The 15,846-nt window shown below is 68.2% G+C and carries 17 protein-coding genes and 1 pseudogene; 9 read left to right on the plus strand and 9 right to left on the minus strand.

All coding sequences use genetic code 11. The features are described 5' to 3' along the window. The first annotated feature begins 49 nt into the window (after nucleotides 1–49). Together MKK82_RS20305 and MKK82_RS20310 are read left to right on the plus strand one after the other, a co-directional pair. A complete protein-coding gene (locus MKK82_RS20305) occupies nucleotides 50–823 on the plus strand; it encodes a zinc-ribbon domain-containing protein (protein ID WP_353959790.1) in 774 nt (257 codons plus the stop codon). A gap of 711 nt (nucleotides 824–1,534) precedes the next feature. Then, entirely contained in the window at nucleotides 1,535–1,912 is a 378-nt protein-coding gene (locus MKK82_RS20310; RefSeq protein ID WP_238292667.1) for a helix-turn-helix domain-containing protein, read from the plus strand. 5 nt (nucleotides 1,913–1,917) lie between these two features. On the opposite strand, the gene MKK82_RS20315 is transcribed toward MKK82_RS20310, so the two are convergent. The 3 genes from MKK82_RS20315 to MKK82_RS20325 form a co-directional block, all read right to left on the minus strand. Further along, on the minus strand, nucleotides 1,918–3,108 hold the full coding sequence (locus tag MKK82_RS20315; RefSeq protein ID WP_238292669.1) for a glycosyltransferase: 1,191 nt from the start codon (nucleotides 3,106–3,108) through the stop codon (nucleotides 1,918–1,920). Nucleotides 3,109–3,188: 80 nt separating this feature from the next. After that, nucleotides 3,189–3,581, minus strand: coding sequence for a thioredoxin family protein (locus MKK82_RS20320; RefSeq protein WP_238292671.1), 393 nt, complete (start codon nucleotides 3,579–3,581; stop codon nucleotides 3,189–3,191). 130 nt (nucleotides 3,582–3,711) lie between these two features. After that, the gene (locus tag MKK82_RS20325) at nucleotides 3,712–4,008 is read right to left on the minus strand and encodes a hypothetical protein (RefSeq protein ID WP_243986595.1); all 297 of its coding nucleotides are present in this window, start codon (nucleotides 4,006–4,008) and stop codon (nucleotides 3,712–3,714) included. Nucleotides 4,009–4,276: 268 nt separating this feature from the next. Here MKK82_RS20325 and MKK82_RS20330 point away from each other — a divergent pair, with 268 nt between their 5' ends. From MKK82_RS20330 to upp, 3 genes are all read left to right on the plus strand, one after another. Next, nucleotides 4,277–4,951 carry a TetR/AcrR family transcriptional regulator gene (locus MKK82_RS20330; RefSeq protein ID WP_238292676.1) on the plus strand — a complete coding sequence of 225 codons (675 nt, stop codon included), beginning with the start codon at nucleotides 4,277–4,279 and terminating at the stop codon, nucleotides 4,949–4,951. 57 nt (nucleotides 4,952–5,008) lie between these two features. Continuing rightward, nucleotides 5,009–5,473, plus strand: coding sequence for a DUF2852 domain-containing protein (locus MKK82_RS20335; protein ID WP_238292679.1), 465 nt, complete (start codon nucleotides 5,009–5,011; stop codon nucleotides 5,471–5,473). 460 nt (nucleotides 5,474–5,933) lie between these two features. Further along, nucleotides 5,934–6,569: a uracil phosphoribosyltransferase gene (gene upp, locus MKK82_RS20340; protein WP_238292682.1), complete on the plus strand. Its 636-nt coding sequence runs from the start codon at nucleotides 5,934–5,936 to the stop codon at nucleotides 6,567–6,569. Nucleotides 6,570–6,633: 64 nt separating this feature from the next. On the opposite strand, the gene MKK82_RS20345 is transcribed toward upp, so the two are convergent. From MKK82_RS20345 to kaiC, 4 genes are read right to left on the minus strand one after another with little or no spacing between them, the layout of a single operon-like run. Then, entirely contained in the window at nucleotides 6,634–8,391 is a 1,758-nt protein-coding gene (locus MKK82_RS20345) for an ATP-binding protein (protein ID WP_238292685.1), read from the minus strand. Further along, nucleotides 8,391–8,708 (minus strand): circadian clock KaiB family protein, encoded by a 318-nt coding sequence (locus tag MKK82_RS20350; RefSeq protein WP_238292687.1) that lies wholly within the window; start codon nucleotides 8,706–8,708, stop codon nucleotides 8,391–8,393. Before MKK82_RS20350 ends, MKK82_RS20345 begins: the two co-directional genes overlap by 1 nt. Next, on the minus strand, nucleotides 8,705–9,046 hold the full coding sequence (locus tag MKK82_RS20355) for a circadian clock KaiB family protein (protein WP_238292690.1): 342 nt from the start codon (nucleotides 9,044–9,046) through the stop codon (nucleotides 8,705–8,707). The genes MKK82_RS20350 and MKK82_RS20355 overlap by 4 nt, the downstream gene beginning before the upstream one ends. Next, a complete protein-coding gene (gene kaiC, locus MKK82_RS20360; protein ID WP_238292692.1) occupies nucleotides 9,043–10,731 on the minus strand; it encodes a circadian clock protein KaiC in 1,689 nt (562 codons plus the stop codon). The genes MKK82_RS20355 and kaiC overlap by 4 nt, the downstream gene beginning before the upstream one ends. Nucleotides 10,732–10,994: 263 nt before the next feature. On the opposite strand from kaiC, the gene MKK82_RS20365 reads away from it, so the two are divergent. The 4 genes from MKK82_RS20365 (at nucleotide 10,995) to MKK82_RS20380 (ending at nucleotide 14,508) form a co-directional block, all read left to right on the plus strand. Then, nucleotides 10,995–11,618, plus strand: coding sequence for a DUF938 domain-containing protein (locus MKK82_RS20365; protein WP_238292695.1), 624 nt, complete (start codon nucleotides 10,995–10,997; stop codon nucleotides 11,616–11,618). Between the two features lie 119 nt (nucleotides 11,619–11,737). Next, entirely contained in the window at nucleotides 11,738–12,979 is a 1,242-nt protein-coding gene (locus MKK82_RS20370) for an ABC transporter substrate-binding protein (RefSeq protein WP_238292699.1), read from the plus strand. Between the two features lie 98 nt (nucleotides 12,980–13,077). Next, nucleotides 13,078–14,091, plus strand: a complete 1,014-nt coding sequence (locus tag MKK82_RS20375; RefSeq protein WP_243986596.1) for an NAD(P)H-quinone oxidoreductase — start codon at nucleotides 13,078–13,080, stop codon at nucleotides 14,089–14,091. Between the two features lie 111 nt (nucleotides 14,092–14,202). Continuing rightward, nucleotides 14,203–14,508: a hypothetical protein gene (locus MKK82_RS20380; RefSeq protein WP_238292705.1), complete on the plus strand. Its 306-nt coding sequence runs from the start codon at nucleotides 14,203–14,205 to the stop codon at nucleotides 14,506–14,508. 81 nt (nucleotides 14,509–14,589) lie between these two features. On the opposite strand, the gene MKK82_RS20385 is transcribed toward MKK82_RS20380, so the two are convergent. Further along, nucleotides 14,590–15,471: a 3-hydroxybutyryl-CoA dehydrogenase gene (locus MKK82_RS20385; RefSeq protein ID WP_238292708.1), complete on the minus strand. Its 882-nt coding sequence runs from the start codon at nucleotides 15,469–15,471 to the stop codon at nucleotides 14,590–14,592. 214 nt (nucleotides 15,472–15,685) lie between these two features. Further along, nucleotides 15,686–15,846: pseudogene (locus tag MKK82_RS20390) on the minus strand (electron transfer flavoprotein subunit alpha/FixB family protein); the annotation flags it as partial.

Here is a 15,846-nt window from a genome sequence, read left to right on the forward strand (position 1 = left end):
TTCTCAAGCGAATTCACTCTCCGGCGCGGTCCGGCCGGTCGTTGCGAGTATGGCGCGTATGCTGATCGTCTGCCCGAGCTGCTCCAGCGAGTACCGGATCGATGCCGATCGAATCGGCATGGAGGGTCGCTCGGTTCGCTGCGCGGCCTGCCGCGAGACGTGGTTCATCACTCCAGCCGATGTCCTCGCCGGTCACGAGGCCGAACTCTCGGCCGGGATCGGAGCCGACCCCGACGCCGATGCGGCGTGGGAGGAGGCTACCGCCTTCGTACGGCGGGATTCCGACGTTCCCGCCCCGGCGATCCGGGTACCGGACCGACGGTCGCTGCGCGGCGGCGGTGCCAGGCGCGCGTTCGCCGGCTTGTCACCCAGCCTGGCCCTCGGTCTGACCCTTCTTGCGGCGCTGCCCCTCGTGTGCCTCGCCCGCACGAACGTCGTCCGCGCGATCCCGCAGACCGCATCCCTGTTCGCGCGGATCGGCCTGCCGGTGAACCTGCGCGGCATCGAGATCCGGGACGTCGTGGCCTTCAGCAACCCCGCGGAGGACGGCCGGCCGGCAGAATTGGTGGTGGAGGGCGATCTCGTCGGGGTGGCCCGTGCCGACATGCCGGTGACGCCGCTGAGCGTCGAGATTCGCGATGCGGGCGGTCGGGCCGTGCAGACCTTCTCGGTCCCCGCGCCGCGCGCCACCCTCGCGGCGTCGGAGACGGCTCGGTTTCGCGCCAGTCTGACAGCCCCGCCGCCGCAGGGTCGTGCCGTGGTGCTGCGCTTCGCGGAGGCCGACGCGGCGCGCGCCATGCCGCGGTCGACGGCGGATCATTGACCGAACCTCGGAGGCAACGCGCCGGACGCGCTCCGTCAAGGCCCGCCCTTCACCGTTCCGGCGCCACTGTCAGCTCTGTTCCTGTTTTGTGCGTGTCGGGACTGATCTTGGGCCGATCCGGGAGCATGGGGCTCTCGCTCGGTGGGCATTCACGAGACGGTCCCTGTCCTCATCGAGACGACCGAGGCGGTCGAGCCGAAGCGGGTGTTCGACTACTGGCGCAGTACCGCCCTGGCGCGTGGACGCGCCGCAGCTCGTCATGGATCACCCCTTCGCGGCGGCCCGTAGGGGTGCCCTGTCGAAACACGGCGCGATCCTGCGCACGATCAGCAACCCGATCGGGGTCGAGCGCATGGCCCGCCACGCTCGCACGGACGGACCCGACGACATCGCAATCGTGGTCCTCCTCCAGGGGACAGGCTACCTAGAGCAGGGCAATCATGGGGGATTGAGGGGTGCGGGCGACATCGCGATCCACGGCATGGACCAGTCATTCGCCATCGGCAGCCGCGACAGCTACGAGGAAATCCGGCTTCAGGTACCCCGCGCCGCGTTCCTCTCGCAGGTCGGCAAACCGCAGGCCTTCGCCGGTCGCAAGCTCGACGCCACGCCGCTGAGCCACCTCTTCATCGGCTATCTCCGCCCCGTCTCCGGGGCGGTCGGCGGCAGGACGCAGGCGGAAGCCGGCATCGCCCGGGACGGTGTTGCTGCTTGCTCCGCATCCTCACTGAGGGGCAGGGTGAGCGGAAGGATGGGAACCTGTCCGTCGCCGTGCGCGCGCTGGCGCTGGCCCATATTGAGCGTCGGCTGCACGATCCGGAATTCGGACCCGAAGCCTTCCCGGCGGCGCTCAGGATGTCGCGCAGCCGGCTGTCCGCAGCCTTCACCGGGGACGACGGCGTCGCGGCCAAGATCCGCGACGCTCGGCTCGACCGAGCCTACCGGCGCCTCGCCGCCGTCCGCGGGCGCGTACAGGTCGCGTCGGTGATGACCAGCTGCGGCTTCACCGACGCGGCGCCCTTCAGCCGGGCGTTCCGCCGCCGCTTCGAGCTGGCGCCGCGGAACCTTCTCGGCGCGCGCAGCGGCTGATCGGCTCAGATTTGGCTGCCGGGCGTGTCCGTCATGGGGCGACCGGGGCTCGCAGCGCCGCCCGCCACACGCTTGAGTGCGGCGGAGAGGCTGAGGCTCCGGCGGATCACAACCAGACCGATCCGTGCCAGCCGGATCTGATTCGGCAACTGCCTCGGGCCGATGGGCCGGTAGGCGAGGCGTGGACTGGCGCGTTCGGCCTCCGCGATGGCTTGTCCGAGGGGAAGTGCCGCGATCCGCTTTGCCTCCGCGGCGGCGATCCCGATGGTCCGCGCCCAGCCGGCATCGCGCGCGAGCAGCCCCCTTCCGTGCAGACGGCGGAACCGCCGTCGCCACAGGTAGCGGAGCACGGCCCGGGAAAAGGTCTCCATGCGGGCGTCGCACAGGGCGTCGGGTTCCTCGCAGCGCGAGCGGATCGTGTCGGCGACGCCGCCAGGGGCGCGTCCTGCAAGGCGCGCCGAGATGGTCACGCAGACGTCGGTGGCGTGCCGCACCCGCAAGCCGTGTTCGAGCAGGCGCGCGATGAAGGCACCATCCTCCCCGAGGGGGATCTCCGGCATTCCGCCGACTTGAAGATAGGCTGCACGCGTCACTGCCAGGGTCGCGCCGATCGCCGTCCGATGGCAGGGCCAGGGATCGTTCGGATCAGGGTCGAGGCGCGCCTCGGCCTCGGTGATCAGGGCATCGTAGATGTCCTCAAGCCGACCGCGTGCGGGCAGGGCGGGCGGCAGCAGCGCCGCCTCGGCGGCGTCCAGTTCGACCCGTCCGGCGACCGCATCCGCTCCCGCTTGGATGGCAGCCCGATTACGGGCGATCCAGTTCGGCGGCACCCGACTGTCGGCGTCGGTGGACAGGATGATCCCGGCCTGACCGGCATCGCCGAGCCACGCGGCGGCGGCATCCATGGCCCGGCGCCGCGCCCATCCGGCATGCGCCCCAGCAAATTCCTCGACCAGGATCCGGACCGGGATCGACAGCCTCGGGACGAGATCCGAGACGATCGCCTCGGTCCGGTCGGTACAGTTGTTCAGGAACACCACCAGCCCGAGGCTGCCCGGCGCGAGTCCCTCCTGGGCATCGAGGGCCAGCAGGCAGGCCGCGATGCGCTCCTCCTCGTTGCGCACGGGCACCGCCACGACGGCGTCGGGGCTCGGGGCGGCTGAAGGTGGGGCGCTCGTCACCGGTCGTCTCTCCATCGGGCCCCGCCGCGAGTCGGGGCCTCAGGCGCTATGCCGGGTTCTGGCTGAACGAAAGCGGAAGGCGCGGCGTGTACCGCTCAGAGCGTCTTCTCGAGGAGACCCTCGATCCATTCCTGCTGGGTTTCGCCCACGGAACGCCCGACTTCGGTCGCGCCCTTGTAGGCGATCAGCGTGCTCTGCATTCGGGCGTCGAACCGCCTCAGCAGATCCTTCTGGCTGTCGAAGTCGATCGCGAAGACCTGGAGGTTCCTGAAGCGCGGATCGGCGGCCAGCTTCTCGATGATCGGCTTCTGCGTCCGGCAGATGGGGCACCAGGGCGCGCTGATCGCGATCAGGATCGGTCGGCCTGCCGTGCGCGCGGCCTCGAAGGCGGCATCGGAAAAGGGCATTTCCCCGCCGGCCCGGGCCGGTCCCAGACCAACCGACAGGAGGAGACCGGCCAGCGCCAGGACGTGCCGACGGGTTTTCATGCTGCGTACTCCCGGGCCGCACCACCACAGTCGGGAACGCGGCGTCGGACACACGCTACACGATGCGACGGCAAAGCGAGCGCCTGGCGCATCGTTCGAAGGTCCCGGAAGGCGGAGGCGCGCAGTCACATCATCGAGATGGCGCGCTGAGCCGATCCTCCGCGACGAGCGCGGCGATCTCCTCGGCACCCACGGCGTCCAGGGGCTTCCGGACACGGAGTCCCCGCGTCGGCTCGTCGGCGCGCATAACCAGCACGATGGTCTCCATGTCGGGGCAACCGGGATCGGCGCAGGCGATCTCGTTGACGGCGAGCGCATCGGCCCCGCCGAGACCGAGGGCCTGGGCGAGCTCCCGCTTGAGGCGCGCCGCGATCTCGGCGCGCTCGGCCGAGCGGGCCCGCCACGCCTTCAGGCTTACGAACGCCATGCTGAATAAAAATACCCCGGTGGGCTGCCGCGTGGCCCTGCCTGATCCGACCGGTCAGGCCTGAAACGACGGCGCGAGTTGTAACATTGTTGCATCAGCGCGGAGCGGTCAAGCGACCGCCCGCAACGAACGCTCGAAACATTTGCGCTGCTCGCCCGTAATGCCAGCACAAGCCTCGCACGAACGGCAATCTTCTGCTGGACATCGCAGTCGACAGCATGGCGATCCTTCTGCGAGGTGCGTTCGAGCGCGTAGAGGATGTGTCATCTTGCGACCCTGGCGGGACGGACCGAACGATCGGCGCAATTATCATCACGGTAACTTGAAAGAGGCCCTCATCGAGGCCGCGCGCCGATTCATCGCTGAGCGCGGTATCGGTGGTTTCACGCTGGTCGATGCCGCGCGCCTCGTCGGTGTGACCCCCGCGGCCCTGTATCGCCACTTCCGCGGTCGCGAGGCCCTGCTGGAGGAACTTGCGGGGCGGGGATTCGCGGAACTCGCGGCCCGGCTTGCCCGGGCCCTGACGTCGCGGGGAACACCGTTGGAGCGGTTTACCCGCATGGGCGAGACCTACCTCGCCTTCGCGGAAGAGGAACCCGCCTACTATGCGGCCATCTTCGAAACCCGGGGAGGGCAGGGCGCAGCCAGCGATGAGGCCGGCTTGGCTTCTGCCAGCCCCGCCGCGCGACCGAGCCCGTTCGACCTGCTGGTCGAGGCCCTGCAAGCGACGTTCACCGACGGCTTCGGCGGTGTCGCGCCGCGCTTCATCGCCCTGGAGGTATGGGCGCTGGCCCACGGCCTGGCGACACTCTCGGCGGCCGGGCACCTGCCGCGCGGGCCGGGTTTCCCCGACAAGTACGAACTCCTGCGGGCCGGAGTCCTCGCGCTGGTTCACGGCGCGGCGCGGCGCGACGAGCGCGACCCCCGATCCGACCGGCCTTGAAAGGCGCACGCGTCACACGCATGTTAACCGCGTTCACATGGACAGCGGAGCACTGCCGTGACTTCTCAATCCTCCTCTCCCTGGGCGAACGGCCGGCTCGGCCGGTCCGGCCCGTTTCCGCGTCGGTCTCTCGAGATCGGCGCCATCGTCGTCGGTTTCATCTACTGGTGGCCGGTGGGTCTGGCGCTCGTCGCTTGGAAGTTCGCTGGCTACCCCGCTTTCGCCGAACTGCGTGACCAAGCGCGTCGCGCGGTTTCCGATTTCGAGAGTGCTCGGCCGGCATCGCGGTTTGCCCGTGCCTTCGAGGCGGCGAGCCGCCGCGACTCCAGCGGCAACGCTGCCTTCGACGCCTACCGCCGCGCCGAGCTCGACCGGCTGGAGGCGCAGCGCCGCGCCCTGGCGGAGGAGAGCCGGGCCTTCGCGGAGTTCGTCGAGGAGTTGAAGCGCGCCAAGGATCGCGAGCAGTTCGACGCGTTCATGGCCAAGCGCCGCCACGAGGGTGGCGAGACCCGCTCCGTCTGACACGGTCGCGGTCCGGGCTGATCGGCCCGGACCGCGTCACGCATCCACGATGCGTGGATCGTCGGCGTCGGATCGAGGACACAGCCGACCTCGACGGTCAGGGGGTAAGATCATGCCGGCGGTCGGACCGCCTCGGCACGACCCGCTTGGCGCTCCGAGGCCCGATCATCGCAATGGCTCGCAGCCTCATGGCCGCGTCCGAGACGCGATGATGCCGTCCGTCACCACCGCGACCCGACTGCCCTTCCGCACGCCTCCCGGACGCGGCCCCTCGGCCGAGTGACCATCGGCACATTTCCCGGCACAAGCCGGTGAGGAGACGGGATGCCGGAAGACCCGCCCGCTCGTTCAGCGGGGCGTCCCGCTCATTTGGCGACGTTCATCCGATCCCGCAGCGTGCAAGTTGCACCGCGTCGCAGGCTCCGGCATTGCTCAAATGGCGGGAGCGGAGGGGATTAGCATGCCAACGGGTCGCGTCACCGTGGTGGATCACCCGCTTGTACAACACAAGCTCACGCATCTTCGGGACAAGAACCGCTCCACCAAGGGCTTCCGCCAGATCCTAAACGAGATCGGCATGCTCCTGGCCTACGAGGTGACGCGGGATCTGCCCCTGGAGCCGGTGACCATCGACACGCCGCTCCAGCCGATGGAAGGACGGCAGATCCAGGGGAAGAAGCTCGTTCTGGCGCCGATCCTGCGCGCCGGGGTCGGCTTCCTCGACGGGATGCTGTCGCTCGTCCCGTCGGCCCGCGTCGCCCATGTGGGGCTCTACCGGGACCCGGAGACGCTGGAGGCGGTCGAGTATTATTTCAAAGCGCCGTCGGATCTGGCCGACCGGACTGTGCTGGTCCTCGACCCGATGCTGGCGACCGCCAACTCCGCCATCGCAGCGCTCGACCGGCTCAAGGCCCGCGGCGCCTCGGATCTCCGTTTCGTCTGCCTTTTGGCGGCGCCGGAGGGGCTGGCCAAGTTCCAGTCCGCTCACCCCGATGTGCCGGTCTGGACCGCCGCCATCGACAGCCACTTGAACGAGCACGGCTACATCGTGCCCGGTCTCGGCGATGCGGGCGACCGGATGTACGGCACCCGCTGAGGTGTGTTGCGCAAGCGGCGGTCACGTTCGCGCCGGCCGGACAGCCGAGCCTGGAACCGCCTCTCTACAGCTTGGCCCTCCCGGCCGCCCTGCGCCTCTTCCCGACGGACTTGCGAAGCACCTGCGAGAGCTGCTCGACCGAGTAGGGTTTCTGTATCAGGTCGAAGCCGTGGACGCCCTCTTCCGCCAGCACGTGGCTGTAGCCGGAGGTCAGGACAACCGGCAGACCGGGCAGGCGCTGTTCCAACTCCCGGGCGAGGGCGATGCCGCCCATCCCGGGCATGACCACGTCGGAGAACACCGCGTCGAAGCGGAACGGGATGCGTTCGAGTTCGACGAGTGCATCCTCGGCATTCGTCGCCCACACCGTGTGGTGCCCGAGATCCTCTAGGATCTGCGTCGCGAACCGTCCGACCTCGACGTTGTCCTCGACCACGAGGACGCACAGGCTGACTCCTTCGGACCCGCGTTCCTCCCGCGGTGCGTCGTCCGCCTTCTCGGGACCGTGTTCGACCTGCGGCAGGTAGAGGGTGAAGGTTGTGCCGGAACCGGCCTCACTCGACACGTCGACGTCGCCGCCGGACTGCTTCGCGAATCCGAAGACCTGAGACAGGCCCAGGCCGGTCCCCTTGCCGATATCCTTGGTGGTGAAGAAAGGCTCGAAGATGCGCGGCAACACCTCGGGAGCGATCCCGATCCCGGTGTCGGAAAGCGAGACGGCCGCGAAGGTGCTCCGCGAGCCGGCATGACCCCGGATGGCCGGCATCGGCCGTCCGCCATGAAGCCGCAAGGTCAGCGTGCCTTCACCGCCCATCGCGTCGCGGGCGTTGACCGCCATGTTGATGAGCGCGGTCTCGAACTGGCTGAGATCCGCCCGGATGTGGCAGGGCTGGTCGGGGATCTGCGCATCGACAGTGATGCGCGCGCCCGTGACCGAATCGAGCATTTCCGCGACGGCCCGGAGCGACGCGCCGACCTCGAAGACTTCGGGGCGGAGCGCCTGACGGCGGGCGAAGGCGAGGAGTTGCCCGGTCAGCTTGGCGGCGCGATCCACCGTGTCGGAGATCGCCTCGACGTAGCGCTGCCGTCGCACCTCGGACAGATCGGGCCGTTTGAGCAGGTCAGTCGACGACTTGATCACGGTCAGCAGGTTGTTGAAGTCGTGCGCGACGCCACCCGTGAGTTGTCCCACCGCCTCCAGCTTCTGCGACTGGCGCAAGGCCTCCTCGACGCGCTCCCGCTCGACGCTCTCCGACTGGAGCCGGTCATGTGCCTCGGCGAGCGCCCGCATGTTGCGCCGCTGTTCGGTCAGGTCTGAGAGGATGCCGCAAAGCAGGGGCTCGTCGCCCTGACGCTCGAACCGGCTGAGGGACAGGAAGGTCGCGCTCTCCGTTCCCGCCGCCCGCCGGAGTTCCACCTCTCCGCGCACCGGGCTGATCATCGCCTTGCGCACCAAGTGATCGAGGTCGGTGTCCCCCTGAACGAAATCGCGCAGGGCGCGCCCGATCAACCGCTCCTGCGGCTCCCCGAGCATGTCGGCGAGCCGCCGGTTGCAATAGAGCAGGGCGCCGTCCGTCCCGAGGGTGAAGGCGCCTTCTTGGATCTGCTCGATGAGGACCCGGTAGGGGCGATCCGCATTCTCCAGCGTGTAGACCAGCCGCTCGTGGTTCGGTCCCTCCACCACCACGGCGTCGAAATCGCCCCGGCGGATGGCCGCGAGCGTCTCCTCGCTCTCTTCGAGCCGCGCTTCGAGCTCCCGGATATGGGTCCGATAGGCCTCCGGACCTGGCTCGTCGCCGGGCAGCAGCGCGTCGACACTCATCACCGTGTCTCCGCGACGGGTTCGATCTGGAGGCTGCGCAGGATACGGCCCTCGTCGAGGAGGTCCCCTGAGATCCGGCGCTCGGGATGGGGGGAAACCTTCAACAGTGTCGGTGCGGCCAGGATGCCGTCGCGCTCGGCCAGATCGGGCTGTTGGTAGATGTCGACAACTTCTAACTCGTACCGGCCCGCCATGTGGGTCTCGCAGATCCGCCGCAGGGATTCGACCACGCGCAGCGACCGCGGCACCGTTCCGGCGACGAACAGCCTGAGGCAGTAATGGTCCGCCGGTGTTGTTGACGTCCTGGACCCGTTCAAGACTGATCCGCCTTCGGGCGGATATCGAGGCCGACCAGCACCTTTTCGGTATTCGACAGGTCGCCGATGATCCGCTTCAGCGGCGAGGGCAGGCGACGCACCAGGGTTGGGATCGCGAGGATCTGATCCCCCACGGCGAGCTGCGGATTCTCCATGAGGTCGATGACCTCGATATCGTAGCGGCCGGCCAAATGCTGCTCGCAGAAACGCTTGAGGTTCGTCATCGCCGCGAGGGACTTCGTGGTCTGCCCGGCGACGTAGAGGCGCAGATGGTAATGGCCCGGATCGTGGTCCGGATCCGTCTCAGGGGAGTGCTCGTCCGGCGTGATGTCGTTCATTCCGCAGCACTCCGTCGCGCGGTCAACTCCTGCCGCTCTGCCTCAACCCGCGCCGCGCGCAGCCTGTCCTCCGCGCGAAGCCGCTCCTCCTCGTCCTGGGCCGCGTCGAGACCGGCCCGCAACTCCTCGATCTGCCGCTCAATCGCCGAGCGCCGGCGCGCCACGTCCCGGAGGCTGCGCTCGGTCTCGCGCAGGCGCAGCTCAGAGACCGCCTTCTCCTGCGTTTCCTGAATCAGGCGGGCCGTTCCGGTTAGAACACCCGCGGCACCGATGTAGGCATCCACGAGCCGGATGCCGCCCGTCGACATGAGAAACTCGCGAATCTGGTTCGAGTGGCTCATGCCCCGCGCCTTCATGACGTAGAGGGTGCGCGTGCGTTCGCCGTTGGCCTCCAGGTTCTGCAGCTTGATCCAGGCATCCATCAGCGACGAAACGCCGAGATCGTCGTCTCGCATGAGGGAGCCGTCACCGCGCAGCGTGGTGAAGACCGCCGTGATGCCCCGGGCCTTGATCAGGTCGATCATTCGCAGGAGCGTCGCCTGCAAGATGCTGGCCGAGCCACGCAGGGCCGAGATCGGGTCGATCACCACCACCTGCGGTCGGAATTGGTCGAGGTCGCGGTGCATGCGCGCGAGGTGCGTCTCCAGGCCGAACAGGCTGGGCCGGGCGGCTTCGAAACGCAAACGCCCGGCCGCGACATGCTGATCCAGATCGAGCCCCAGCGAACGGGCATTCCGGATGATCTGATCGCCGCTTTCCTCGAAGGCGAAGACCAAGCAGCGCTCGCCGCGCCGACAGGCCGCGTCGGCGAGCGAGGAGGCCAGCATGGTCTTCCCCGTGCCTGCCTGACCGGAGATCAGGATGCTGGAGCCGCGGTGGAAGCCGCCTGGCCCCAGCATCGTGTCCAGGCCGGCGATGCCGGTCGAGAGGACGCCGCCGGGCACCGCGTAGTCCAGTTCGGCCGACGTGACTGGCAGGACGCTGATGCCTTCGTGATCGATGAGGAACGGGTATTCGTTGGTGCCGTGCGACGAGCCGCGGTACTTGACCACGCGCAGGCGCCTCGTGGTGATCTGATCCTCGACCCGGTTGTCGAGAAGCACCACGCAGTCGGAGACATACTCCTCGAGACCCTGGCGGGTGAGCTGACCTTCGCCGCGCTCGCCCGTGATGACCGCCGTGAGACCGCGCTCCTTGATCCATCCGAACAGGCGGCGCAGCTCGGCGCGCAGCAAAGACGGGTCGGTGAAGCCGGCGAACAGCGTCTCGATCGTGTCGAGCACCACCCGCTTGGCGCCGATGCTGTCCACCGCGAAGCCCAGGCGGATGAACAGGCCCTCGAGGTCGTACTCGCCGGTCTCCTCGATCTCGCTGCGCTCCACGCGCACGTGGTCGATGGCGAGCTTGCCCGCCGCCACGAGACCGTCGAGGTCGTAGCCCAGCGACGCCACGTTGGCGGCGAGATCGTCGGCGCGCTCCTCGAAACTCATGAAGACGCCCGGCTCGTCGAAGCGGGTGGCGCCGTTGACCAGGAAGGTCGTGGCGAACAATGTCTTGCCGCAGCCCGCCGCGCCGCAGATGAGCGACGGCCGCCCAGCCGGCAGCCCGCCATAGGTCAGATCGTCGAAGCCCTCGATGCCCGTCGGGGCCTTGGGCAACGTCGGATTCGCTTGCTGGTCAGGCACGATGATCGATGTCCTGGACGACTGTCGGAACCCGGAACCGGACCCAGCGCTTCGCGAGCGCTGCTTTCGGCGGTCCGGCCTCCGCGGCTTGAAACCCGGCATGGTGCCATGCGGCACGAGCGACACGCAGGACAGGCGTGAACGCCTGTCGCGACCCGGTATGGCAAGGTCGTCCTGAGCGCAATATGCGGTTGGCTCGTTCGTGGATTGGCGGCCGGTTACAGACCGGCCGCGGCCTCCGAACCCATCCGCTGAGGAGCGTCATGCTGGGCTGGAATGCGGAAGACGAAGCCCTCGTGGCGCCTGCGGTCGCCCGCAATCGGGACGCCATCCTGCAGGTTCTTCGTGCGGCACTGCCGGAAACCGGACGCGTCCTGGAGATCGCCAGCGGATCCGGCGAACATGCCGTGCACTTCGCGGCGGCGCTGCCGGGCCTGACTTGGCTGCCGAGCGATCCCGATCCGGCGGCCCGGCGCAGCGTCGCGGCTCATGCGCGCCGGGCCGCTGTCGCCAACGTCGCCGCGCCTCTCGATCTCGACGCGGCCGGGGGCGATTGGCCGGTCGCCGGCGTGGCCGCGATCGTCTGCATCAACATGATCCACATCGCACCCTGGACCGCCACGGAGGGCCTGATGGCGGGTGCCGGATCGGCCCTGCCGGAGGATGGCGTCCTCCTCCTCTACGGCCCGTTCCGCGAGGCTGGCCGGCACAACGCGGACAGCAACGCCGCCTTCGACGCATCCCTGCGCGCGCGGAACCCGGACTGGGGCGTCCGCGACCGCGAGCGCGTCTCCGCCGAAGCGGCCAAGCACGGACTCGTCCTTTCCCGTCGCATCGTCATGCCGGCGAACAATCTCAGCCTGATCTACCGGCGTGTCGCGGATTGAACGAACATTCGTGGCCGTTTCACGCTACTGCACATTGTATTCAAGCGACGGACCGTTGCACAATCCATCGGTGAAGCCGACCCGGCGCCAAAAGCCGCGCGGTCCGCAGGAGGAAACCGATGACACGGGATCGAAGCGTTTCGGGCCGGGCCGCAGCCCTGCTGGCCGTCGCCGGAATGATCGGGGCAGGGCCGGCGCGCGCCGCCGACCCGATCAAGATCGGCGTGATCGCCGAGGCGCAGTCCGTGGTCGGTGCCTCGATCCCGCAGGCCGTGCAGCTCGCCGCCGACGAGATCAACGCTCAGGGCGGCATCGACGGGCGCCAGATCCAGGTCGTCTCCTACGACGACAAGTCCTCCGCCTCCGACGCGGTCCGGGCCTTCCAGCGGGCGGTCTCCGAGGACAAGGTCAATCTCGTCATCGCCAGCTACATCTCGGAGGTCGTGCTGGCGCTGATGCCCTGGGCGGCCCGGCTCAAGACGCCGATGATCACGCCGGGCGCGGCCTCGAACGAGATCAGCCTCGCGGTCCACAAGGATTACGCGCGCAACAAGTACACCTTCCACGGCTACCTGACCTCCGCGGCGCTCGCTCAGTCGATCTGCGATTCCACCAAGGATCTGCTCATCGACCTGATGAAGGTGAAGACGGCGGCGATCATGAGCGAGGACGCGGCTTGGACCCGGCCCCTCGACGTAGGATACGAGAAGTGCCTGCCCGAGATCGGCGTGAAGGTCGTCGATCACATCCGCTTCTCGCCGGATACGGGTGACTTCACGCCGATCTACAACAAGATCGAGGCGGCCAAGCCGGATCTGATCGTTACCGGCATCTCGCATGTCGGCGTGCAGCCGACCGTGCAGTGGCAGAACCAGAAGGTGCCGCTTGCCATGACCGGCATGAATTCGCAGGCGACCTCCTCGACCTTCTGGTCGAACACCAACGGCGCCACGCAGGGCGTGATCTTCCAGAGCATCGCGGTGCCGGGTGCCGCCATCACGAGCAAGTCGCTCGCCTTCAGCGAGGCATTCAAGAAACGGTTCGGGAGTGACCCATCCTACGCGGGCTACATGGCTTACGATCAGGTCTACTACGCCGCCGACGCGGTGAAGCGGGCGGGCTCCACGGACGCCGACAAGCTCGTCGACGCCCTCGAGAAGACCGACTGGGAGGGGACGGTCGGCCGCACGCAATTTTACGGGAAGGACGACCCGTTCACGCACTCGATCCGGTACGGGCAAGGTTTCATCACCGGCCTCATGGCGCAATGGCAGGACGGCAAGCAGGTCGCGATCTGGCCGAAGGGCCTCGCACAGGGTCAAATCGTGATGCCGGCCGCCGTGAGCGCGGCGGCACGCTGAGCGCCGTGCGGCTTGCCAAGCGCGACTGCTGAGGCAAGTAGAGCCGGGCCGCGGATTTTCCGCGCGGCCCGGACGACGCGCGCGTGAAGGACCGAACGATGGTTAGTACCGACCTGCCCGAGACCATGCGCCAAGTTCGCTTCACGGGTTCGGGCGGGCCGGAGGTGATCACCCTCGAAAGCGCACCCCTGCCGAAGCCGGCGGCAGGCCAGGTTCTGATCGCGGTCGTCGCGGCAGGCGTGAACCGGCCCGACGTGGCGCAGCGGGCCGGCGTCTACCCGCCGCCGCCCGGTGCCACCGAAATTCCGGGGCTCGAAGTCGCGGGTCGTGTCGTCGGCCTCGGCGAGGGCGTCACGGGCCTCTCCCTCGGTGACGAGGTATGCGCGCTCGTGATCAGCGGCGGCTACGCCGAGTACGCGGTGGCCGAGGCGGCGCTCTGCTTGAAGCGGCCGAAAGCGTTCTCACTGGTCGACGCGGCGGGGCTGCCCGAGACCTTCTTCACGGTCTACTCGAACGTCATTCAGCGCGGCCACCTCGCCCGCGGCGAGCGCTTTCTGGTGCATGGCGGTTCGAGCGGCATCGGCGCCACCGCGATCCAGATGGCGAAGCTGTTCGGCGCGACGGTGTTCGCCACCGCGGGCTCCGCCGAAAAGTGCCGGTTCTGCGAACATCTCGGGGCGGACGCGGCGATCGATTACAAGCAGGCCGATTTTGCCGAGGAGGTGAAGCGTCTGACCGACGGGCGCGGCGTCGACGTGATCCTCGACATGATCGGCGCGAGCTACCTCGCGCGAAACATCAAGTCCCTCGCCCCGGACGGGCGCTTGGTGATGATCGCCCTAATGGGCGGCTACAAGGTCGATGGCCTGAATATCACGCCGATCATGCGCAACCGCCTGACCTTCACGGGCTCGACCCTGCGACCCCGCTCCCGGGCCGACAAGGCGGCGATCGCCGAGGGTCTGCGCAAGGACGTCTGGCCTGAACTCGACGCGGGCCGCATCCGGTCCGTAACGCACACGACCTTCCCGCTGGAGGAAGCCGGCAAGGCTCACGCGCTGATGGAGACGAGCGCACACCTCGGCAAGATCCTGCTCACCACCGGGCTGTAACCCGGCCCACGACAGGAACCCCTCTCGTCGGCGCCGCGTTGGCGGCCGGTAACGGAATCGTGTCGCAGGCCGCACTCTCGCGTGCTGCGTATCGCCGAGAGGTGTTTTCAAATGGTCGAGAAAATGAACCCGCAGGAGAGCCGGCAGGGCGAGCGTGGCAAGCCCGTGCTTTGGGTGCTGGTGGCGAGCCTCGTCCTTCTGGCGATCGCCACCGTGGGCCTGCTGACGTGGAACGGCGCCAACTCGCCCAAGGACTACGCCAGCCAGAGCCAGGATGCGTCGCGGCGCGAAGTCACCGGATCGGTGAACGGCCAGTCGAGCGGATCGTCGCCGTCGAACAGCACCGGCGTACCGGGCGGCAATCCCTCCTACCCGCAACCCGCCCAGCCGGGCGTGAATGGTGGGGCGGCGAAGTAACCCTCACAGGGTTAGCGGCACACGCTTCGTGCCCCCAGCGACGGACAGAGAGGCGAGGGGGCTGATAGCCTGCCGCGCTTCTCAGCGCGTCGGTATCGGCGTCGGCCCCCGGTAATCGTAGAAGCCGCGCTTGGCCTTGCGGCCGAGCCAGCCGGCCTCGACGTACTTTACGAGCAGCGGGCAGGGTCGGTACTTCGAGTCGGCCAGACCTTCATAGAGTACCTGCATCACCGACAGGCAGGTATCGAGGCCGATGAAGTCGGCGAGCTGCAGCGGGCCCATCGGGTGATTCGCACCCAGCTTCATCGCGGTATCGATGGATTCAACCGATCCGACGCCCTCGTAGAGCGTGTAGATCGCCTCGTTGATCATCGGCAGCAGGATGCGATTGACGATGAAGGCGGGAAAATCCTCCGACATCGTCGACGTCTTGCCGAGCTTGGCGATGAAGACCTTGGCCGCCTCGTAGGTGGTGTCCTCCGTGGCGATGCCGCGGATGAGCTCGACGAGCTGCATCACCGGCACCGGGTTCATGAAGTGGATGCCGATGAACTTCTCCGGCCGATCCGTCGCGGCGGCGAGCCGGGTGATGGAGATCGACGAGGTGTTGGTGGCGACGAGGGTCTCCGGGCGGAGCGACGCGCACAGGGTCGAGAAGATCTCGCGTTTCGTCGCCTCGTTCTCGGTCGCGGCCTCGATCACCAGATCGGCTGGGTTGAGGGCCGTGTAATCCCGGGCCGGCAGGATCCGGGACCGTGCTTCCGCGCTCTCGCTCTCCGTCATGGAGCCCTTGGAGACCAAGCGGGCGAACCCCCCCTCGATCGTGCTCAGGCCGTTCTCGAGGCGCGCCGGGTCGCGGTCGTTCAGCAGGACGTCCAGGCCGGCCGCGGCGCAGACCTGCGCGATGCCGCTACCCATCTGGCCCGCACCGATGATGCCGATCCTCTTGATCACCATTTCCATCTGCCGACCTGTGCCCCCAATACGGATGCCGATGCACGGCCGCCCGGATCGACGGACTGCGCCAATGCGGCAACGGTCGCGTAGACCTGCCGTTGCCGCCTTCTAGACCAATCTTCAGCGCGGAAGGAACCCGCTGGCCGGCTCCTGACGGCGACGGTCGCGCCGCCGTCAGGAGGGCGCGGCCGCAGACCGCCTGCCGCGCCCGATTTGCCGCTTACTGACCCTTGGCCTTGCCGATCTCGGCCTGGAGTTCTGGCACGACCTGGAACAGGTCGCCGACGAGGCCGTAATCGGCGACCTGGAAGATCGGTGCGTCCTCGTCCTTGTTGATGGCGACGATGACCTTCGAGTCCTTCATGCCGGCGAGGTGCTGGA

It is taken from the genome of Methylobacterium sp. E-046 (assembly GCF_022829625.1).
GTDB lineage: Bacteria > Pseudomonadota > Alphaproteobacteria > Rhizobiales > Beijerinckiaceae > Methylobacterium > Methylobacterium longum.

What these genes read in the sequence shown, in the direction of transcription:
- MKK82_RS20345 (WP_238292685.1), bottom strand. Translation starts at nt 8,391, where the DNA reads ATGAGTGTCGACGCGCTGCTGCCCGGCGACGAGCCAGGTCCGGAGGCC.
- MKK82_RS20325 (WP_243986595.1), bottom strand. Translation starts at nt 4,008, where the DNA reads ATGGCGTTCGTAAGCCTGAAGGCGTGGCGGGCCCGCTCGGCCGAGCGC.
- MKK82_RS20320 (WP_238292671.1), bottom strand. Translation starts at nt 3,581, where the DNA reads ATGAAAACCCGTCGGCACGTCCTGGCGCTGGCCGGTCTCCTCCTGTCG.
- MKK82_RS20370 (WP_238292699.1), top strand. Translation starts at nt 11,738, where the DNA reads ATGACACGGGATCGAAGCGTTTCGGGCCGGGCCGCAGCCCTGCTGGCC.
- MKK82_RS20365 (WP_238292695.1), top strand. Translation starts at nt 10,995, where the DNA reads ATGCTGGGCTGGAATGCGGAAGACGAAGCCCTCGTGGCGCCTGCGGTC.
- upp (WP_238292682.1), top strand. Translation starts at nt 5,934, where the DNA reads ATGCCAACGGGTCGCGTCACCGTGGTGGATCACCCGCTTGTACAACAC.
- MKK82_RS20355 (WP_238292690.1), bottom strand. Translation starts at nt 9,046, where the DNA reads ATGAACGACATCACGCCGGACGAGCACTCCCCTGAGACGGATCCGGAC.
- MKK82_RS20315 (WP_238292669.1), bottom strand. Translation starts at nt 3,108, where the DNA reads ATGGAGAGACGACCGGTGACGAGCGCCCCACCTTCAGCCGCCCCGAGC.
- MKK82_RS20305 (WP_353959790.1), top strand. Translation starts at nt 50, where the DNA reads ATGGCGCGTATGCTGATCGTCTGCCCGAGCTGCTCCAGCGAGTACCGG.
- MKK82_RS20385 (WP_238292708.1), bottom strand. Translation starts at nt 15,471, where the DNA reads ATGGAAATGGTGATCAAGAGGATCGGCATCATCGGTGCGGGCCAGATG.
- MKK82_RS20375 (WP_243986596.1), top strand. Translation starts at nt 13,078, where the DNA reads ATGGTTAGTACCGACCTGCCCGAGACCATGCGCCAAGTTCGCTTCACG.
- MKK82_RS20380 (WP_238292705.1), top strand. Translation starts at nt 14,203, where the DNA reads ATGGTCGAGAAAATGAACCCGCAGGAGAGCCGGCAGGGCGAGCGTGGC.